Annotated in this window: 17 protein-coding genes; 10 read left to right on the forward strand and 7 right to left on the reverse strand. The window is 63.4% G+C overall.

Annotated features, from left to right (window positions below; translation table 11 throughout):
• Nucleotides 1-154: 154 nt before the first annotated feature.
• Nucleotides 155-1768, reverse strand: a complete 1614-nt coding sequence (locus BLR94_RS21370; RefSeq protein ID WP_090423754.1) for a L,D-transpeptidase scaffold domain-containing protein — start codon at nucleotides 1766-1768, stop codon at nucleotides 155-157.
• 152 nt (nucleotides 1769-1920) lie between these two features.
• Here BLR94_RS21370 and BLR94_RS21375 point away from each other — a divergent pair, with 152 nt between their 5' ends.
• Entirely contained in the window at nucleotides 1921-2634 is a 714-nt protein-coding gene (locus BLR94_RS21375; protein WP_084307931.1) for a murein L,D-transpeptidase catalytic domain family protein, read from the forward strand.
• A gap of 64 nt (nucleotides 2635-2698) precedes the next feature.
• Here BLR94_RS21375 and BLR94_RS21380 read toward each other — a convergent pair whose 3' ends face one another.
• The 5 genes from BLR94_RS21380 to BLR94_RS21400 form a co-directional block, all read right to left on the reverse strand.
• Nucleotides 2699-3091 carry a DUF1850 domain-containing protein gene (locus BLR94_RS21380; RefSeq protein ID WP_084307932.1) on the reverse strand — a complete coding sequence of 131 codons (393 nt, stop codon included), beginning with the start codon at nucleotides 3089-3091 and terminating at the stop codon, nucleotides 2699-2701.
• Nucleotides 3088-5151, reverse strand: a complete 2064-nt coding sequence (locus BLR94_RS21385) for a TRAP transporter permease (RefSeq protein WP_084307933.1) — start codon at nucleotides 5149-5151, stop codon at nucleotides 3088-3090. Before BLR94_RS21385 ends, BLR94_RS21380 begins: the two co-directional genes overlap by 4 nt.
• Before the next feature lie 117 nt (nucleotides 5152-5268).
• Complete coding sequence (locus tag BLR94_RS21390; RefSeq protein ID WP_084307934.1) at nucleotides 5269-6225, reverse strand: TAXI family TRAP transporter solute-binding subunit; 957 nt, start codon at nucleotides 6223-6225, stop codon at nucleotides 5269-5271.
• Between the two features lie 588 nt (nucleotides 6226-6813).
• Entirely contained in the window at nucleotides 6814-7626 is an 813-nt protein-coding gene (locus BLR94_RS21395; RefSeq protein ID WP_084307935.1) for an ion transporter, read from the reverse strand.
• Nucleotides 7627-7893: 267 nt separating this feature from the next.
• The gene (locus BLR94_RS21400; RefSeq protein ID WP_084307936.1) at nucleotides 7894-8595 is read right to left on the reverse strand and encodes a GntR family transcriptional regulator; all 702 of its coding nucleotides are present in this window, start codon (nucleotides 8593-8595) and stop codon (nucleotides 7894-7896) included.
• Nucleotides 8596-8931: 336 nt separating this feature from the next.
• Between BLR94_RS21400 and BLR94_RS21405 the strand changes: the two genes are divergently transcribed.
• The 7 genes from BLR94_RS21405 (at nucleotide 8932) to BLR94_RS21435 (ending at nucleotide 15677) form a co-directional block, all read left to right on the forward strand.
• On the forward strand, nucleotides 8932-10068 hold the full coding sequence (locus BLR94_RS21405) for an ABC transporter ATP-binding protein (protein ID WP_084307937.1): 1137 nt from the start codon (nucleotides 8932-8934) through the stop codon (nucleotides 10066-10068).
• A complete protein-coding gene (locus tag BLR94_RS21410; protein WP_084307938.1) occupies nucleotides 10068-11402 on the forward strand; it encodes an ABC transporter substrate-binding protein in 1335 nt (444 codons plus the stop codon). Before BLR94_RS21405 ends, BLR94_RS21410 begins: the two co-directional genes overlap by 1 nt.
• A gap of 211 nt (nucleotides 11403-11613) precedes the next feature.
• Nucleotides 11614-12405: an ABC transporter permease gene (locus BLR94_RS21415; protein ID WP_420492702.1), complete on the forward strand. Its 792-nt coding sequence runs from the start codon at nucleotides 11614-11616 to the stop codon at nucleotides 12403-12405.
• A gap of 2 nt (nucleotides 12406-12407) precedes the next feature.
• Nucleotides 12408-13226, forward strand: a complete 819-nt coding sequence (locus tag BLR94_RS21420) for an ABC transporter permease (protein ID WP_084307940.1) — start codon at nucleotides 12408-12410, stop codon at nucleotides 13224-13226.
• On the forward strand, nucleotides 13223-13924 hold the full coding sequence (locus BLR94_RS21425) for an aspartate/glutamate racemase family protein (protein ID WP_084307941.1): 702 nt from the start codon (nucleotides 13223-13225) through the stop codon (nucleotides 13922-13924). Before BLR94_RS21420 ends, BLR94_RS21425 begins: the two co-directional genes overlap by 4 nt.
• 140 nt (nucleotides 13925-14064) lie before the next feature.
• Nucleotides 14065-14997 (forward strand): allantoinase PuuE, encoded by a 933-nt coding sequence (gene puuE, locus BLR94_RS21430; protein ID WP_084307942.1) that lies wholly within the window; start codon nucleotides 14065-14067, stop codon nucleotides 14995-14997.
• A 176-nt stretch (nucleotides 14998-15173) separates the two neighbouring features.
• On the forward strand, nucleotides 15174-15677 hold the full coding sequence (locus BLR94_RS21435; RefSeq protein WP_084307943.1) for a GNAT family N-acetyltransferase: 504 nt from the start codon (nucleotides 15174-15176) through the stop codon (nucleotides 15675-15677).
• Nucleotides 15678-15685: 8 nt separating this feature from the next.
• Here BLR94_RS21435 and BLR94_RS21440 read toward each other — a convergent pair whose 3' ends face one another.
• The gene (locus BLR94_RS21440; RefSeq protein WP_084307944.1) at nucleotides 15686-16696 is read right to left on the reverse strand and encodes a GntR family transcriptional regulator; all 1011 of its coding nucleotides are present in this window, start codon (nucleotides 16694-16696) and stop codon (nucleotides 15686-15688) included.
• Between the two features lie 269 nt (nucleotides 16697-16965).
• Here BLR94_RS21440 and BLR94_RS21445 point away from each other — a divergent pair, with 269 nt between their 5' ends.
• Complete coding sequence (locus BLR94_RS21445; protein WP_084307945.1) at nucleotides 16966-18318, forward strand: amidase; 1353 nt, start codon at nucleotides 16966-16968, stop codon at nucleotides 18316-18318.
• Between the two features lie 73 nt (nucleotides 18319-18391).
• Nucleotides 18392-19273, forward strand: a complete 882-nt coding sequence (locus BLR94_RS21450; RefSeq protein ID WP_084307946.1) for a polysaccharide deacetylase family protein — start codon at nucleotides 18392-18394, stop codon at nucleotides 19271-19273.
• Nucleotides 19274-19276 lie beyond the last annotated feature (3 nt).

The following is a 19276-nucleotide window of genomic DNA, read 5'->3' on the forward strand; positions in this document are numbered from 1 at the left end:
GGTAGGGTGGACGACGCTTTAACCGTCCACCGCTCCGGGGCCTCAATGGTGGACAAAAAGAGCGTTGTCCACCCTGCCAGGAGCGTCGGCACCATCAAATACGCGTACGGGCATCGCTCCTCTCCTCGATTCATCCTGCGAGCGGCGACTCACCCTAGATCCGGTTCGACGCATCCAGCGCCTTGAGCAGGCGGGCGTCGTGGCCGTAGATATCCGGGCGGAACTGCACTTGCCCGTCGGCGCCGACCTGGGCTGTCCAGTACGCCATCAGGATAGGTACCGGGCGTGGCAGATCGGCGCGCAAGGTACGGCCACTGTCCCATTGCTTGGCGATACGGGCGCGCTCGGTTGGGGTGGCTTCAGCAAGCAACTGATCGACCAGCTCGGTCACCCGCTCGATGCGCACACAGCCCGAGCTGAACAGCCGCGGCAGGTTGTCGAACAGGCGCTGGCTCGGCGTGTCGTGCAGGTACACCGAGAAGGGGTTGGGAAAGCGGATCGCCACCTTGCCCAACGGGCTATGGGCCCCGGCTTCCTGGCGGATCATCACGCGGCCGGGGCGCTCCCAGTCGACGCTGCGCGGGTCGACCGTATTGCCGTCGTAATCGATCACTCGCATGCGGTTGGCCGCCAGGTAGCCGGCCGCATCACGGCGCAGCTCCGGCAGCTTGTCCTCACGCAGGATGGTCGGCGGAATCGTCCAGGTCGGGTTCAGGGTCAGGTGAGTGATCCGCGAGCGCAGCAACGGCGTCGGCCGGGCCGGGCGGCCGACCTGGGTACGTGCCTGCCAGGCGACGATGTGATCACGCAGGAACAGCACCTCGGCGCCGGCCACGTCGATCAGCACGCTGGTTGGCTCGATCTCGTGGGACAACCAGCGCAGGCGTTCCAGGTTGATGCGGATCTGATCCATGCGCTCGCTGGCCGAACGGTTCAACTCGGTCAGCGTGCCGGGGCCTACCACGCCGTCGGGCTTGAGCAGGTGGTTGCGTTGAAAGGCCTTGACCGCCTCGACCAGGGCCGTCGAGTACACCGAGGTCTGCTCGGCGACCAGTGCCGGGGCGCCCTGGGACAGATCGCCATGCAGTTGCAGGCGTTGCTCGAGCAATGGCACACGCCCGTCTACCGCGCCGGGCCGCAACAGGGTTCCGCCTGGAATCGCCAGCCACTGTGGCAGCGCCTGACGACGCAGCTCGGCGTAGCGGTGGCGCAATTGCCGGTAGGGGCCGAAGTCCGGACGGGCCTGTTCGAATGCCTTGGCCGGATCGCTCAGCCCCGCCTGGGCGATTGCCAGCAGCGGCGCCTGGCTCTGCTGCACCGCCATGCTCTCGGGCTCCCAGAGCGGCTCCACCCGGGACTGCTCCAGGCGTCCGTAGGCCAGGTCACGCAATGCTTGCAGGTAAGCCGTGGTGGCGAGTACCTCGACGCAGGCCGACAGGCGCGGCGAGGGATTCTCGACCGCCGCCAGCTCGCGCAGCGGTTCCAGGTGATAGGCGCGCGGTTCCAGGCCATCGTCCACCAGCGCGTCGAGCTGGTCGAACAGCCCCGGCAGGTTCTGCTCGTTCCATACCGGCTGCGAGCCGCGCAGCAGATAGAAGGGTTCCAGCCACTCGCGATCCTTGTCGACCAGCTTCAGGGCCGGCGATACGCAGGTCAGGCTGGGTTCGGCGAGCTGCTGTTCGAGAGGGCTGGGCGGGGTGGCATCGGCCAGTGCCAGAGGGGCGCTCAGGGCCATCGCCCAGGCAACGGATGAAGGGGAAGAGAACAAATCGCCACTCCAGATTACGACAAAGTGAATGACAGCCCGTCGGATTGGCCCGCGGGTCAGAAGATTTCGGCTGTTAGAATCGCGGGCTTTGATGTGCCCGCAGTGCCTGGCGAAGGCTCGACATATCGATGGCCGAAACTCAGAGACTTGAAATGATGACCACGATTCAGCGAATTTGCTTAGCCTTTCTTTGCCTGGCATTGCCCGTTCCAGCGCTGATGGCCGCCACCCTGGCTCCCGACCCGTTGCTGGAAAGCCTGTCCGCCGAGGCCCCGGCGTTGCAGCGCAAGGTACTCAACCATGCCATCGACGCCATGCGCTGCGCCATCAATAACGGCGCCGTACCGGCCCAGCGTCTCGCCGTCATCGATTTTTCCAAACCCTCCAGCGAACGTCGCCTGTGGATCTTCGACCTGACCAAGAAACGCCTGCTGCTGCATGACCTGGTCGCCCACGGCCAGCAATCCGGTGACAACTTCGCCACCCGTTTCTCCAATACCGAAGGCAGTCACCAGTCCAGCATCGGCCTGTTCCGTACCCAGGAAAGCTACACTGGCAAGCACGGCTACTCGTTGCGCATGGACGGCCTGGAGCCCGGTTTCAATGACCTTGCCCGCCAGCGCGCCATCGTCATTCATCCCGCCGACTACGTGAACCCGGCCTGGATCAAGACCCAGGGCCGCATCGGCCGCAGCCAGGGTTGCCCTGCTGTGCGCCCGGAAGTCGCCCGCATGGTGGTAGACAGCCTCAAGGGCGGCCAATTCATGTTTTCGTATTACCCGGACAAACGCTGGCTGCAATCCTCGTTGTACATCAACTGCCAGCCCGGGCTGGTGGCCGGGATTGTCAGCGCCAGGGAAGGTTGAGAGCCCGCTGGCGATGCGCTAAAACCCGGCGTCCGGGCGCAAGGACCACAGCCCGTGACGCCCTTCAACTGCCTGTCAGCGCGCAGCTCCACAGTTCCACCGCGGGCTGGCTCGCGGTGGGTGGGCCGAGCCAGTGGCTGAGGGGGCGGCAGCCCTGGGCATCGCACAGCTGGTAATCGTCCGCCTCGGGCGTACGGCCGAGGCGTAGCGGTTGCAGGGGGGGCAGCTGGCGCCGGTAATGCCAGGCGCCATCACGCAGTACGGCGCCGTCCGGGATCTCCATGCCGGCTCCGCTGCCGCGCACCCGCGCCTCGCCGAGCAACAACCCCTCGGCACTGACGCGGTAGTCCTCTTCCCAGCGGATCTTCTCGATGCTGTGATTCCAGGCCAGGGTGAACGCCGGGGTGGGCACTTGCGCCCAGACCACCCCGGCCAACCCCATGCACAGTGCGATCAAGCGGCAGCCCGTGCAGGTTGACGGCGTGCACGCAGCACGTGCTGGGCAATCACCGCAGCCGCGACCAGAAAGCCGATTTCATCGGTGGTCACGCTGTACAGGCCGAGCAGGTCGTAGCTGAACACCGAGGCCGGAATCACCAGCGACGCGCCGGCGGCGAACACCAGCAAGCGTTCCCAGGCGCGTAGCGGTGCATAGAGGTAACCGACCACCGCCATCCCCCACAGGCCGACGGCAAATACCGACTTGATGAACATGTAGAGGATCGCCCCCCAGTCATCGCCCTGCATCAGCAGCGCCGGGTCATACACCGCCATGAAGGGGACGACGAAGCCACAGGCGGCGATGCGCACCGACCACAGGCTGATCTTCAGGCCGTTCTCCTTGGCGATCGACCCTGCGGCGAAGCAGGCCAGCGCCACCGGCGGCGTCAGGTCGGCCATCAGGCCGAAATAGAACACGAACATGTGCGACACGATCAGCGGCACACCCAGCTCCAGCAACGCCGGCGCGGCAATCGCGCTGGTGATGATGTAGTTGGGGATGGTCGGGATGCCCATGCCCAGGATCAGGCACGTGAGCATGGTCAGCAGCAGCGACAGGAACAGGTTGTCCTTGCCAATGGCCATGATGTAACCGGCGAAGGTGGTCGCGATGCCGGTCAGCGAGACCACACCGATGATCACCCCCACCAGGATGCAGGCGACCGCCACCGGCACCGCATGGCGCGCGCCCTCGGCCAGCGCCCAGACGCAGGCGCGCAGGGTTTCACGCCCGCCCTTGACGTAGAAGCAGCCGGCAACCAGCACCGCGATCACGCCGAATACCACGCCAATGCCGAATGTGAGGAAGCCGGAACTGACCAGCCCCAGGGCGATCCAGAAGGCGATCTTCAGCCACAGGTTGCTGGCGCGCATGACGATCGCCGTGCCGAGGATGACGATGGCCGTCAGGGCCAGGCCCACGGTACCGGAGAACATCGGGGTGAAGCCGGCGAACAGCAGGTACACCAGCACACCCAACGGAATCAGCAGGTACCAGCGCTCCTTGATCGCCGCGAACGGATCCGGGCATTCGTCTTTCGGCAGGCCGACCAGTTTGAGGCGCTGGGCCTCGAGGTGCACGGTCCAGAAAATCGAGCCGAACCACAGCAGGGCCGGGATCAGCGCCGCCTTGGCGATCTCCACGTACGGCACGTTGATGGTCTCGGCCATGATGAACGCCACGGCCCCCATGATCGGCGGCATGATCTGGCTGCCCATGCTGGCCGAGGCTTCCACCGCGGCGGCGAAGGTGCCCTTGTAACCGAAGCGCTTCATCAGCGGGATGGTGAACTGGCCGGTGGTCACCACGTTGGCCACACCCGAACCGGTGATGGTGCCCATCAGCGCCGACGAGACCACCGACACCTTGGCCGGGCCGCCGGTCTTGTGACCGAACATGCCCATGGCGAAATCGGTGAACAGCCTGATCATCCCCGCCTGCTCGAGGAAGGCGCCGAACAGGATGAACAGGAAAATATAGGTGCCCGACACGTAGGTCGGTGTGCCGTAGAAACCTTCGGTGCCGAACGACAGCTGATTGATGATCTGGTCGACGTCATAACCACGGTGCGCCAGGTCGCCCGGCAGGTGCTCGCCAAACAGGCCGTACGCCAGGAAGCAGCCGCAGATGATCGGCAAGGCCAGCCCCATGACCCGTCGCGCCGCCTCGAATACCAGTACCAGCAAGGTCACCCCGATCACCATGTCGAAGGAGGTGAGGTCGCCCGAACGCTGGATCAGGTCGGCCTCGAAATACCACTGGTAAATCGCCGTGCTCAGGCCTGCCAGGCCCAGGGCCCAGGCCACGGGTGCCCATGGTCGACCCTGGCCTCGCAGCGGGAAACACAGGTACACCATCAGCAACACGAAGCCGACGTGCCCGGCGCGCAGCACCTGGCTGGAGAAAGGATGGAACGCAGCCCCGATGATCTGATAGATCGAAAACAGGATCGCGACGTAGAACACGGCCTTGGGCCACTGACCGGGATTGCCGGTCAGACCTGGATGATCGCTCATGGATAGATTCTCGATACAGCTGCAATGACAGTACGCCGACACCATCAGGGCATGGGCGAACGCTGACTCGATGAACGAGGGCGCCGGACACGGGTCCCGGCCCCTCTTCCATCCGTGTTACTTGAGAACGCCGGCTTCCTTGTAGAAGCGCTCGGCGCCCGGATGCAACGGGATCGGCAGGCCTTCCGTGGCCTTCTCCAGGCTGATGTCATTGGCTGCGGAATGCGCAGTACGCAGGCGGGCAAGGTTGTCGAACAGCAGCTTGGTCATCTGATAGGCGACATCGTCGGACACGCCTTCATGGCTGACCAGCAGGTTGATGATCGCCGCAGTCGGCACATCCTCGGTCTGGCCGTCATAGGTGTTGGCCGGGATCACCATCGGCTGGTAGGCGCTGCTGCCGATCCTGGTGACGACCTCCTCGGGAATCGCCACGAAGGTGAGCGGCACCATCGACGCCAGATCGCGGATCGCCGCCATGCCCAGCCCCGAAGACTGCAGCGTGGCGTCCAACTGGCGGTTCTTGATCAGTTCGACCGACTCGGCATAGGGCATGAACTCGACCCTGCCCATGTCCTTGTAGCTCAGGCCAGCGGCCTTGAAGATGGCCCGGGCATTGAGCTCGGTGCCGGACTTCGGCGCGCCGACCGAGATGCGCTTGCCCTTGAGGTCTTCCAGGGTCTTGATCCCGGATTCCTTGCTGGCCACGATCTGGATGTAGTTCGGGTAGGTCGCGGCAATGGCGCGGATCTTGGCCAGCGGCGCCTTGAAGCCAGCGTCCTCGACCCCCTTCCAGGCATCGTCCACCGAATCGCCAAGCGCGAAGGCCAGTTCACCACGGCCTGCCTGCAACAGGTTGAGATTTTCCACCGAGGCCTTGGTCGCCTGCACGGAGGTCTTGGCACCCTCGATACCGTTGCCGTAAAGCTGCGAAAGGGCCACGCCAATCGGGTAATACACCCCGCTGGTACCGCCGGTAAGCACGTTGATGAAGGTGGGTGCGGCGAGTGCTGCGGTGCTGGCAGTGAAGGCCGCAGCGGCGGCGAAGAGGCTGAAGCGCTTGGTCAGTCGCATGGTGTTTCTCCGTGATTATTCTTGTCAGAGAGCCGGTTCGAATCGATCACCAGAAAGAGCGCGGAGCGGCAGGCGGATGGTGGCCGGGCGGCTTTCCTGGGGTCACCGACTCGGAACTCGGTTGCCCAGGTGACATAGCAGGTGCCATGCCAGTGGCCAAGATGCCCGGGCCAGAGGGGGCGGGCATTTCCACCGCGGCTGAAACCAGCGGAACCCCGCCGATTGGCGGCTGGGCAATCGGCAAGATTTCGCTCAGAAAAACGCAAGATTCACTGATGGCTCACACGCTCCGGTGTGGGAACGATCTGATTGGTGGGCATAACGAACGTGTACGACTGTCCCTCTGCCCACACTTAGAGCCTGTTCACGGTCGTTCGACGAGACTCCACACGCAATGGCAGCAAAAAGGCGAACGCGGCCGTAGGGTGGATGACGCTCTTTTCATCCACCATCGCGATCTCAGAGCGGTGGACGGATGAAGCGTCGTCCACCCTACACATGGCCGCTTCCGCCACTTTGCCGCCGATCTATAGGAATACGGGTTCCGGTTTGCCAGGTGCACAGGATCGTGAACAGGCTCTTGGGTGGTCAACGGCTGCGGCGCATCTCTGCCAGTTCCGCCCGCAAGGCTCGGAGCTCCTCGAGGATCATCCGTTCGCGCTGCACCCGTGCCTGCGCTTCGGCATCTGGCCCCTGGGCGTCCTGCATGGCATTGACGATCACCGCGATGAACAGGTTGAGCATCATGAAGGTGGCGATCAGCACGTAAGGGATGAAGAACAGCCAGGCCAGTGGGTAGACCTCCATGATCGGTCGCACCGTGCCGCTCGACCAGCTGTCCAGCGTCATCATCTGGAACAGCGAATACAGGCTGGCGGTCAGCGAGCCGAACCATTCGGGAAAGCGCTCGCCAAACAGTTGCGTGGCCATCACCGCCGACACGTAGAAGATCAGCACCATCAGCATGATGATGCTGCCCATGCCAGGCAGCGACGCGAGCAGCGCCTGCACCACCTTGCGCATGCTCGGGTTGATCGATACCAGGCGCAGCACCCGCAACACGCGTAACGCCCTCAATACGCTGAACGGCCCGCTGGCCGGAACCAGGGCGATGCCCACCACCAGGCAGTCGAACACCGCCCACGGGTCGCGCAACAGGCCGATGCCCCGGGCCGCGAAACGCAGCGCCAGCTCGATCACGAACACCGCCAGGATGAACCTATCCACAGGCAACAGCAGCCAGCCCCACTCGCTGACGATCTGCGCCGAGGTCAGCATGCCGAGGATGGCGGCGTTGATCAGGATCAGCACGGTGATCAGGCGCTGCACGGGGGTGCCGTCCATCACCTCGGCCAGTTTCAGGTGCCAGGTGGCGTTCGAGGAAGGTAGGGGGCTGTTCATGGGCGTGCGTCAGTCGATGTCCGGTTCGGTCAGGAGGCTGACGATTCTAAGGTCTCGGGCTGGCAGTGATCAGGCACAAGCGGCGTTTCGGCCGGGATTTCGGGTTACCCATTGTTTCAGCGGCCCGCTCTCCAGGGTTGCTGCCGCCACCGCAGGGCGTGAACACCATGAGCATCGGGCTTGCACGCCGCGCGGCTGCGACGAGGGGCTGCACTGCCTGAGCGGGGAGAAGACGCGTTCGCCATGCCGTGACCTCGATTCCGGCTGCTAGCCGATTGACCCGGATGGCGGCTGGGCAAACACCTTGAACAGATCGACCTCTTCGCTCTGCGGTGGGGCCAGGCGCAAACGCTGTTCGATATTCAGCAGGTGTTCCTCCATGCACTGCGTCGCCTGCTGAACATTGCCGTCGAGCAGGGCCCTGGCCAGGGCCTCGTGCTCGTTGTGCGAGCACTGGATGCCGCTGTGGTTCTCATACAGGGCGATGATCAGCGAGCTGCGGGCTATCAGGCCTTCGAGCATTTCGCCCAGCGTGCTGTTCCCGGCGATACGCGCCAGCAGGCGATGGAAGTCCCCTGACAGGCGGATGAATTCGGGTTTGGCCGGTTCGTGGCCAAGTGTCAACTCGGCCTTGAGGTGCGCTTCGATGGCGCGTCGGTCGAGGGCCTGCATGCGCTTGCAGGCTTCCTCGATCAATGCCTTTTCGATCACCCGGCGGGCGGCGAACACTTCGCGGGCCTGTTGCGGCGTGGGCTCTTCTACAAAGGCGCCACGGTTCATCTCCAGGCGCACCAGCTTGAGGTGGGCCAGGTCGCGCAGGGCGCTGCGGATGTGGTTGCGATTGGCCTGGAACACCTCGACCAGGTTGAGTTCGGTCAGGCGTGTACCGGGCGGCAGACGCTGTTCGACGATGGCATCGTAGATCGCGTTGTAGATGCGTTGCACTTCACGAATGACGTGACTGGCCATGGGGTGATGCTCGTTTGCGGGAAAGCCAGGGCGGCTGAAACTTGGTGGCAGTGTAATTGTTAACAATGGAGGGGCAAAGTGGCAGCGCCTACATGGACTGGTGCACAGTTGTACCGCATTGCCCCATTGTTGTGCAGTGAAGCGCTATTTTTCAGGATTCAACCGGCAACACCGGCATATCCAGCGGTATTCACGGCCACAGAAAAACTATCCGGTTTTCAGCCGGATACACCGGGGCGGCAAAATCCCGGTACAGGTTGTGGGCGCATATATGAATGCCTGGCACAACGGTTGCTAACACTTATTTTATAATTGTTAGCAATTTGGGCGGCAAGCATGTCTGGGAAGGGTCAGGTCGAGCTGGTGGCGGTGCACAAGGCCTACGGTGCGCGGGTGGCGGTCACTGATCTCCATCTGAAGATTCCCAGTGGCAGCTATTGCTGCCTGCTCGGCCCCAGCGGCTGCGGCAAGAGCACCACCTTGCGCATGCTGGCCGGGCACGAAGCGGTGAGCGAGGGCGACATCCTCATGGATAACCGCAACGTCACCGCGTTTTCGCCGACCCAGCGCGGCACGGCGATGATGTTTCAGAACTACGCGCTGTTCCCGCACATGAGTTGCCTGGACAACGTCGCCTTCGGCCTGCGCATCGCCGGCATGGCCAAGGCCGAGCGCCACGCCAAGGCCCGCGAGCTGCTGGCGCTGGTGAACATGCAGGATTACGCCGAAAGTTATCCCGAGCAGCTTTCCGGTGGCCAGCAGCAGCGCGTGGCGCTGGCCCGTGCCCTGATTACCCAGCCGGATGTGGTGCTGCTCGACGAGCCGCTGTCCGCTCTCGACCCGTTCCTGCGGATTCGCATGCGCAAGGAGCTCAAGGCGATCCAGAAGCAATTGGGGCTGACCTTCATCCACGTCACTCACTCCCAGGAAGAAGCCTTTGCCCTGGCCGATCTGGCGGTGGTGATGGACGCTGGCAAGATTCAGCAGGTAGCGCCGCCACGGGAATTGTTCGAGCGGCCGGCCACTCCCTTTGTCGCGCAATTCATCGGCGGCCACAGCCTGATGCGTGGCGAGCTGACTGCGCGCGAGGCGGATCGCGTGGTACTCAGCGTCGAAGGCGCAGGGCAGGGCAACCTGAGTCTGGCGCAACTGGGCGACGACTATGCCGAGGCCCTGGTGGGCACGCCGCTGGCGTTCTCGGTGCGCTGCGATCACCTGGACCTCCTGCCGCCAGGCAGCGTTCCCCCGGCCGGGCGGTTTGGCTTGCCTGCGCGGGTCTGCGATGTCGAGTTCCAGGGCGCCTTCATCTATGTCGAATGCCAGACCGCCAGCGCTACGCCGCTGATGGTTTACCTGGCCGACCGCCAGCGCCAGGTACCCGAGGTGGGTGCCGAGGTCACCCTGGCCTGGGACGCCGCGCACCTCAACCTGTTCTCCCCGCAACACGCCAACCCGACAGAGGAGGTTCACTGATGAGCGAGCACGACGACAGCACCGCGCAACTCCCCGCCGAAACCCCGCAGGTGGAATCCGCCAAGGGACTGTCCAGGCGCAGCCTGATCAAGGGGCTGGGGGTGGCCTCGGCAGTGGCCGTGGGTTCCGGCGCGATCACCGGTTTTCCGATGATCTGGGCGCAGAACATCAAGAACATCACCTTGCGTCAGTTCGGCACCGGGGTGTCCAACCTCAACGACATCGCCATGAAGGCCAAGGAAGATCTGGGGATCACCCTGCAACTCACCGCACTGGACTCCGATGCGGTGGCGCAGCGGGCAGTGACTCAGCCACGCTCCTTCGACATCGCCGACATCGAGTACTGGATCGGCAAGAAGGTGTACCCGTCCGGCACCCTGCAGGCCATGGACACCCGGCGCCTGAAGAATTTCGAGAAGATCTCGCCGCTGTTCATCAACGGCAAACTGAACGCCGATTCGGTGATCGCCCAAGGTACTGCGCCGCACACCGTTGGCTTCGTCGAAAGCGCCGATTCGCTGAAGTTCGCCAGTGAGCCGACCCGCTGGATGACGCTGGTGCCGACCATCTACAACGCCGACACCCTGGGCATTCGCCCGGATCTGGTCGGGCGCCCGATCAACAACTGGCGCGACATCATGGATCCGGCCTTCAAGGGCAAGGCCTCGATCCTCAACATCCCGTCCATCGGCATCATGGACGCGGCGATGATCTGCGAATCCATGGGTGAGATCACCTACGGCGACAAGGGCAACATGACCCAGGCCGAGATCGACAAGACCATCGCCATCCTCATGCAGGCGAAGAAAGACGGCCAGTTCCGCGCCTTCTGGAAGAGCTTCGATGAGTCGGTGAACCTGATGGCCTCCGGTGAGGTGGTGATCCAGTCCATGTGGTCACCGGCCGTGGCCGCCGTGCGCAGCCGCGGTGTGGCCTGCACCTACCAGCCACTGGAAGAGGGCTATCGCGCCTGGGGCGGCGGTATCGGCCTGGCCAGGCACCTCAGCGGCCTGGAGCTGGATGCGGCCTATGAGTACATCGACTGGTACCTGTCGGGCTGGGTCGGTGCTTACCTCAACCGCCAGGGCTACTACAGCGCTGCGCCGGAGACCTCCAGGCAGTACATGAGCGCCGATGAATGGGGCTTCTGGATGGAGGGCAAGGCCGCCCAGAGCGACATTCTCAGCCCGGACGGCAAGGTCATGGAAAAGGCCGGCGCGGTGCGTGATGGCGGCTCCTATGAGCAGCGCATGGGCAGCGTGGCTTGCTGGAACTCGGTGATGGACGAGAACCGCCACATGGTCCGCAAGTGGAACGAGTTCATCGTTTCCTGACCCGGGGCCGCTTCAATGCGTAGGGTGGATCGGGGCGCGTAGCTGACGCCTTTCTCGTCCACCATTTGGGCCGCCGCAAGGTGGATGGGTGGAGCGTCATCCACCCTACGAACGGTAGCCAATGAATGTTCACTCGACTGGATTCGATATGCGCACCGGACTCGCCAACATCAGCCACCTGCAAGCCCTGCCGCTGGCGCTGACCCTGCTGCTGTTCCTGGTCTTCCCCATCACGGTGATCGTGGTGGTGAGCTTCTGGGACTACGACGCCTACCAGTTGATCCCCGACTTCATCTTCGGCAACTACCAGTACCTGCTGTCATCGCCGACGACCTTGCAGGCGTACCTGAATACCTTCAAGTACGCCTTGCTGACCTGGCTGATCACCCTGACGCTGGGCTTTACCGTGGCCTACTACCTGGCCTTCCACATCCGCAGCAACAAGGTGCAAACCTTGCTGTTTCTGCTGTGCACCATCCCGTTCTTCACCTCCAACATCATCCGCATGATTTCCTGGATACCGCTGCTGGGGCGCAATGGTCTGGTCAACAGCGGCCTGATCGGCGCCGGGCTGATCGAACAGCCGCTGGAGTTTCTGCTGTACAGCGACTTCTCCATCGTTCTGGCCTATGTGCACCTGTACACCCTGTTCATGGTGGTGCCGATCTTCAACACCATGATGCGCATCGATCGCCGCCTGATCGAGGCCGCGCGGGATGCCGGAGCGCAGACCTGGCAGATCCTCCTGCTGGTGATCGTGCCGCTGTGCAAGTCGGGCATTCTCATCGGCAGCATTTTCGTACTGACCCTGGTGATGGGCGACTTCGTTACCGTGCGCATCATGGGGGGCGGCCTGCATGCTTCGGTCGGCGTGCTGATCCACAACGAAATCAGTTTGCTGCAATACCCGGCGGCTGCGGCCAGTGCCGTGGTGCTGCTGGCCACGGTGCTGCTGATGCTGGCGGTGATGTTCCGCCTGGTGGATATCCGCAAGGAGTTATGACCATGAAATCCACGGCACGGCCGTTGAGCTTTTATTGCCTGAGCCTGTTCTTTGGCCTGTTCGTACTGTTCCTTTACGGGCCGACCCTGACCATCGGCATTCTCTCGTTCCAGGGGCCGGACGGCGGGTTGACCTTTCCCATGAACGGCGTGTCCCTGCATTGGTTTCACAACCTGTTCCTGGCCCAGCAGGTGGGCGATTTCGCCGGTGCCTTCAGCCGTTCGATTCTCCTCGGTATCGCGGTGATGGCCTGCACCCTGGTGTTTTCGGTGCTCGCCGGGTTCGCTTACCGGCGCCCATTCGCTGGCAGTCAGGCACTGTTCTACCTGACGTTGGCGAGCCTGATCATTCCGTCGATTCTGGTCAGCCTGGGCATTGGCCTGATGTTCGATCGCCTTGGCTGGCAGCCGATCTGGTACAGCTCGGCCTTTGGCGCGCACCTGACCTGGACCTTGCCGTTCGGCCTGCTGATCATGTTCGCCGTGTTCAACCGCTTCAACCGCGCCTACGAAATGGCGGCCCGCGACCTCGGCGCGAGCGCCTGGCAAACGGTACGCCTGATCGTTCTGCCGCTGATTGCCCCGAGCCTGTTCGGTGTGGCGCTGTTCGGCTTCACCCTGTCCTACGACGAATTCGCCCGCACCCTGATGGTCTCCGGCAGCTTCAATAGCCTGCCTCTGGAAATCTTCGGCATGACCACCAACGTCACCACCCCGGTGCTCTATGCGCTGGGCACACTGACCACGCTGTTTTCCCTGGTGCTGATTGGTCTGGTGCTGCTGTTGATGAATCTGAGCCAGCGCATGAGAAAACCGGTATGAAGATTCGCGTGATCAACCCCAATGGCTCGCCGGGCATGGCCCAGTTGCTGGAGGCAACCTGCCAGGGCATCAAGGCGGTCGATACGCAGTTGAGCGTGATCCATCTGCCCGGCTCGGTGGCGAGCATCGAGGGCGCTGCCGATGGCGTGTGCGCGGCTTATCACCTGCTGGGCGCGATGCGTCAGGGCCAGGAAGAGGGCGTGCAAGGTTTCGTGATCGCCTGTTTCGACGACACCGCCCTGGATGCCGCCCGCGAATTGGCCAGTGGCCCGGTGCTGGGCATCGGCGAAGCGGCCATGCACGCGGCGAGCATGCTGAGCGTGCGCTACTCGATCCTTACCAGCCTGCCGCGCTCGATCCATATCATCGAGCGCAACATGCACAGCTATGGCCTGCAGCGGCGCTGCGCGAATATCCATGCGGCGGATATCCCGGTGCTGGAGCTGGAGCGCGATCCCGCCCATTACCTGCGTCTGCGCGACCTGGGCCAGCAGATCCTGCGCGCTGACCGTAGCGAATGCCTGGTGATGGGCTGCGCTGGCATGAGCCAGTGGGCACAGCGCCTGCAGGAGGATCTCGGCGTGCCGGTGGTCGATGGGGTGCAGGTGGCGCTGAAATGGGTGGAGGCGCTGGTGCAGTTGCGCCTGGGCAGCAGCAAGAGCCTGAGTTACGCCTGGCCACGCGAGAAGGCGGTGTAGCGGCTGTGCCGCTGGCACATTATCGCCATTCCGCGCGCCGGCAAATCACGCGCTCACGGCCCCTGCACTGTCTACCCGAGCGCTACGCGGATGCCCTCGGGTCTATCACCTATAAAGCAGCCTAAGGAGGAACATCGTCCATGGTTCAGGCGACTCCACATTATCCCCGTGATCTGCGCGGATACGCAGGCAACCCGCCTCAGGCAAACTGGCCGGGCAATGCGCGAATCGCTGTCCAGTTCGTGCTCAATATCGAGGAGGGCAGTGAAAGTTGTGTGCTGCATGGGGATCCGCAGAGCGAAACGTTTCTTTCCGAGATCGTCGGTGCGCAGAGCTTTGCCGATCGGCATATGAGCATGGAGTCGATGTACGAATACGGCTCCCGTGCCGGGGTGCGGCGCATCCTCGATGAGTTCCAGCGCCGCCAGCTGCCGCTTACCGCCTTCGCCGTCGCCATGGCGCTGGAGCGCTGCCCGGACATCACCCAGGCGCTGGTCGCACGCAACCACGAGATCGCCAGTCACGGCTGGCGCTGGCTGCATTACCAGAACGTGCCGGTCGACCTCGAGCGCGAACACCTCGAGCGTGCGGTCGAACTGATCACCCGCCTTACCGGTGCCGCGCCGCTCGGCTGGTATACCGGCCGAGACAGCCCCAACACACGGCGCCTGGTGGTCGAGCAGGGCGGCTTTCTCTACGACAGCGATTATTACGGCGACGACCTGCCGCTATGGAGCACCGTAGAAACTCGCGACGGTACCCGTCAGCCTCACCTGATCGTGCCTTATACGCTCGACGCCAATGACATGCGCTTCTCGAGCCCGGGCGGATTCAACAGTGGTGAGCAGTTCTTTGCCTACCTGAGAGATACTTTCGACGTGCTCTACGCCGAGGGCGAAACGGCGCCAAAAATGATGTCGATCGGTCTGCACGCACGGCTGATCGGTCGCCCTGGGCGTTTTCTAGCGCTGCAACGTTTCCTCGATCATATCGAAGCCCATGATCGTGTCTGGGTGGCGCGTCGAGTCGACATCGCCCGGCACTGGGTCGAGCATCATCCTTACCAAGCGTAGAAACGCGCTGCTTCGCCAGGGCGGTTGGCTGGGTATTTCGAAAGACGCCTGCAGCAGATAGGAATCAGGGTATCGGGAGCTGCCGAGCCTGAGCGGATTGCCGAATCCACCGCGGGTCATTAGCCTGCGCTCTTTGCCTGGGCCGGGTGGCCCTGACCAACACGATGGATCACGGTATGAGCGAGCAGGTCGAAAACATCACCTACTACCTGGAAATGCACAGCCCCGAACAGGTGCGTGGCAAGGCGTTGCCGGACGACTTGCAGATCGTCGAATGCCGGATCAAGCAGTTCCCGCTCAACCGCTTTCTCTACCAGTTGGTGGGCGGGCCCTGGGAGTGGACGGACAAGCTGTCCTGGTCGGATGCGCAGTGGCGCGAGCTGGTCGAGACTGACACTCATCGTACTTGGGTGGCCTACCACCAAGGCGCTATCGCCGGTTACTACGAGTTGCAGCGTGACGCCGACGGCTCGGTGGAGATTCTCTATTTCGGTCTCGCCGAAGCGTTCTTCGGTCAGGGTTTCGGCGGCCCGCTGCTGACCCACGCGCTGCAATCCGCCTGGGCCTGGCCCGGTACCCGGCGAGTCTGGGTGCACACCTGCACCTTCGATCACCCCAGCGCCCTGGCCAACTATCAGGCCCGCGGGTTGCAGCTGTATCGCCAGGAAGTCGAAGGCTGAGAGGCGTTTCAGCTCAAGCGGATCAGATAACCCGGTAGTGCCGGTTCCGGTAGTACCGACAGCACCTTGAGGCGTTGCAGGGTGCGCTCGCGGGCGCAGCTCAGGTGATGGCGCAGGGCGTTGGCGGCGCGGTCGATATCCTTGGCCAGCAGTGCCTCGATCACCTGATGGTGTTCGTCGAGCATCGCGTCGTCCAGGCTTCTGCGCAAGGCGCCGTGGAGGATGCGGCCGATGTTCATCTGGCTCTGGCATTGGCGGATCAGCGAAGCCATCTTCTGATTGCGCAGGCCGGCCAGGCACTCGACGTGCAGGTCGTGTTCGATGCGTTCGATGGTGGCCCGCTCGGCGCCGTTGCTGGCCTGGCGGGCGCGCTCGAGGCGCTCGAGCATGCCGTGCAGTGCTTCTTGGCTCAGACCTGGCGCGCTCTGCCTCAGCGCCTGCGGTTCGAGCAGGCCGCGCAGTTCGTAGTCGTCGATCACCGATTGCGCCGTGAGCGGGCCGGCCAGCCACTGCGAGTAGGGCTCCTTTTCCACCAGACCACGGTCGCGCAGGCGCATCAGCGCTTCGCGGACCACGCTGCGGCTGACGTTCAGGTGCTCGGCCGCCAGTTGCTCGTCCAGCCGGTAGTGGCCGAAGACCATGAAGGTACCAACGCTGGCGGCGAGGTCTTCATAAGCACGTTCACCCAGCGGCCGCACGTCGATCAGTTCATCGTCCGTTTCCAGGCCCAATAGCTGGCGTGTCAACGGTGTGCGCAGCGGTTCGACGGCGGCGTCGTGCGGGTTGACCAGATAGCCGCGGCCTTCGAAACGGCAGATCAGGCCTTCGTCATGCAGCAGGTTCAGCGCCTGACGTACCGGTACGCGGCTGGTGCCGAACAGCTGCGCCAGCGGGGCTTCGACCAGCACCAGGCCAAGGGCTGCGCGTCCCTGAGTGATGGAGGCGCGCAGGGTGTCGCGGATCATTTCGTAGCGCGAGACCGCAAGGGATTCTTCCTGAGGGGCGCTGGCTGCGGGCATACCGGGTTTCCGGGGACGAGTACGAGGTGGCGATTCTCTCACAGGTTCGGCCCTGCCGATTACGTCGATGGCGGTGCTCCAAAAGGAAGCATCTCCAAAGGCAGCGTTACCTTTTCGCACAAAAATGAATCTTTTTAATTTATATCCATTATTTGTGTTGGCAACCTTCAGTCCCGTGCTTGACGGGCTCGCGAAGCCTTTTTGAAAGGTTGGCATGAAGGCTGCTTTTGTAAACGTACTTTTTTGTATATGTACGTTTTGAGGTGTCCATGCCCGGTCCATCCCGCGCTCTCGAACTCGCCCAAGCCTATGCTGCGGGTTCGACCGATCCCGTCGAGGTGTTCGAGGCCGCATTGGCGAAAGCTGCCGAGCTGCCGGCGGCATTCATCTCGCTGAGCGCCGAGCGTGGCCGTCGCGAAGCGCTGGCATCACGTGCGCGCTGGCAGGCCGGGCAAGCGCTGTCGGTACTGGATGGCGTACCGGTGGCCTGGAAGGATTTGTTCGATATGGCCGGCAGCGTCACCACCGCCGGCTCGGCAACCCGTCGCGAGCTGGCGCCAGCCACTGCTGACGCTGCGCTGGTTGGCGCGCTGACCAGGGCTGGCCTGGTCAATCTGGGCAAGACCAACCTCAGTGAGTTCGCCTATTCCGGGCTCGGCCTCAATCCGCATTTCGGTACGCCGATCAACCCATTCAGCGGGCACGCGCCCCGTGTTCCCGGTGGCTCGTCGAGTGGTTCTGCGCTTGCCGTGGCCGCGGGTGTGGTGCCGCTGGCGATGGGCACCGACACGGCAGGGTCGATTCGTGTCCCGGCGGCTTTCAACGGCTTGGTCGGTTACCGCAGCAGCCGACGCCGTTACGCCTTCGACGGTGTCTTTCCCCTGGCCCGGTCTCTGGACGCCCTTGGCCCACTGGCGCGCACTGTCGAGGACGTCGTGGCAGTGGACAGCCTGCTGCGCGGTCGCCTGGTGTCGCGTTGCCCAACAGCCTGTTCATTGTCTGGCGTGCGTGTGTGCGTCGACCCGGCCTGGGCCGACGATTCGCGTGTACAGCCAGCGGTCAGGCAGAACCTGGAGCGCGCGCTGGAGCGCCTGGCCTGCGCCGGTGCCATGATCGAACGCAAACCCATCAAGGCCATGCGCGAGGCGCTGGCGATGATCGAGCGCGGCGACTGGGTCGGTTCCGCAGAGGCCTTTGCCCTGCACGAGAGCCTGCTCGACAGCGCCGACGCCAAGCGTCTCGACCCGCGTGTGCGCAAGCGGCTCGAAGGGGCGCGCTCGATCCCGGCCAGCCACCAGATACGCCTTTACCAACAGGGTGAAAGCCTGCGCAGGCAACTCGTCGATGAGCTGGATGGAGCCTTCGTGATCACGCCGACCGTCGCTCATGTGGCCCCGCTGCTGGCGCCCCTGGAAACCGACGAGGCGCTGTTCGTGGCCACCAACCTGGCCACTCTGCGCCTGACCATGCCCGGCAGCCTGCTCGACATGCCCGCGGTTGCCTTGCCTAGCGGTGTCGATGAGCACGGCTTGCCCACCAGCCTGCTGCTTGCAGCGCCCAGCGCCGCGGACGACCTGTTGTTACGTGCGGCGCTGGCTGTCGAGGCTGCCTTGCTGCCCTGAATTCGCTTGGGCGAGCAGCGGGGCCCGGCCCGCTTGCCCGTCGCTCACCGATCCGGGCCAAGAGGATTCAACGATGGCAAAAGAAATATTCGTCTCCATCGGCGTCGACGTGGATGCGGTCGCCGGCTGGCTCGGCTCCTACGGCGGTGAGGACTCCCCGGATGACATCTCCCGTGGCTTGTTCGCCGGTGAAGTGGGGGCGCCGCGCCTGCTCAAACTGTTCGAGAAGTACGGTTTGCGCACCACCTGGTTCATCCCCGGTCATTCGGTCGAAACCTTTCCCGAGCAGATGAAGGCGGTGGCCGATGCAGGCCATGAGATCGGCATCCACGGTTACAGCCACGAAAATCCGATCGCCATGACTGCGGAGCAGGAGGAGATCGTTCTCGACAAGTCCATCGAGCTGATCACGGCACTGGCTGGCAAGCGTCCTACCGGGTATGTCGCGCCCTGGTGGGAATTCAGCAACGTGACCAACGAGCTGCTGCTCAAGAAAGGCATCAAGTACGACCATAGCCTGATGCACAACGATTTCCATCCCTACTACGTGAGGGTTGGCGATCGCTGGACCAAGATCGACTACAGCCAGCATCCGGATACCTGGATGAAGCCGCTGGTGCGTGGCGAGGAAACCAGCCTGGTGGAGATTCCGGCCAACTGGTACCTCGATGACCTGCCGCCAATGATGTTCATCAAGAAGGCGCCGAACAGCCATGGCTTCGTCAACCCGCGTCATCTCGAAGAGATGTGGCGCGACCAGTTCGACTGGGTCTACCGCGAGCACGACTACGCGGTGTTCCCGATCACCATCCACCCCGACGTGTCCGGTCGTCCGCAGGTGCTGTTGATGCTCGAGCGCCTTATCGAGCACATCAAAGGCCATGACGGTGTGCACTTCGTGACCATGGACGAAATCGCCGATGACTTCCTGCGTCGCCAGCCGCACACGCGCTGACTA

The organism is Phytopseudomonas flavescens, assembly GCF_900100535.1.
In the GTDB taxonomy this organism is placed as follows: Bacteria; Pseudomonadota; Gammaproteobacteria; order Pseudomonadales; family Pseudomonadaceae; genus Aquipseudomonas; species Aquipseudomonas flavescens.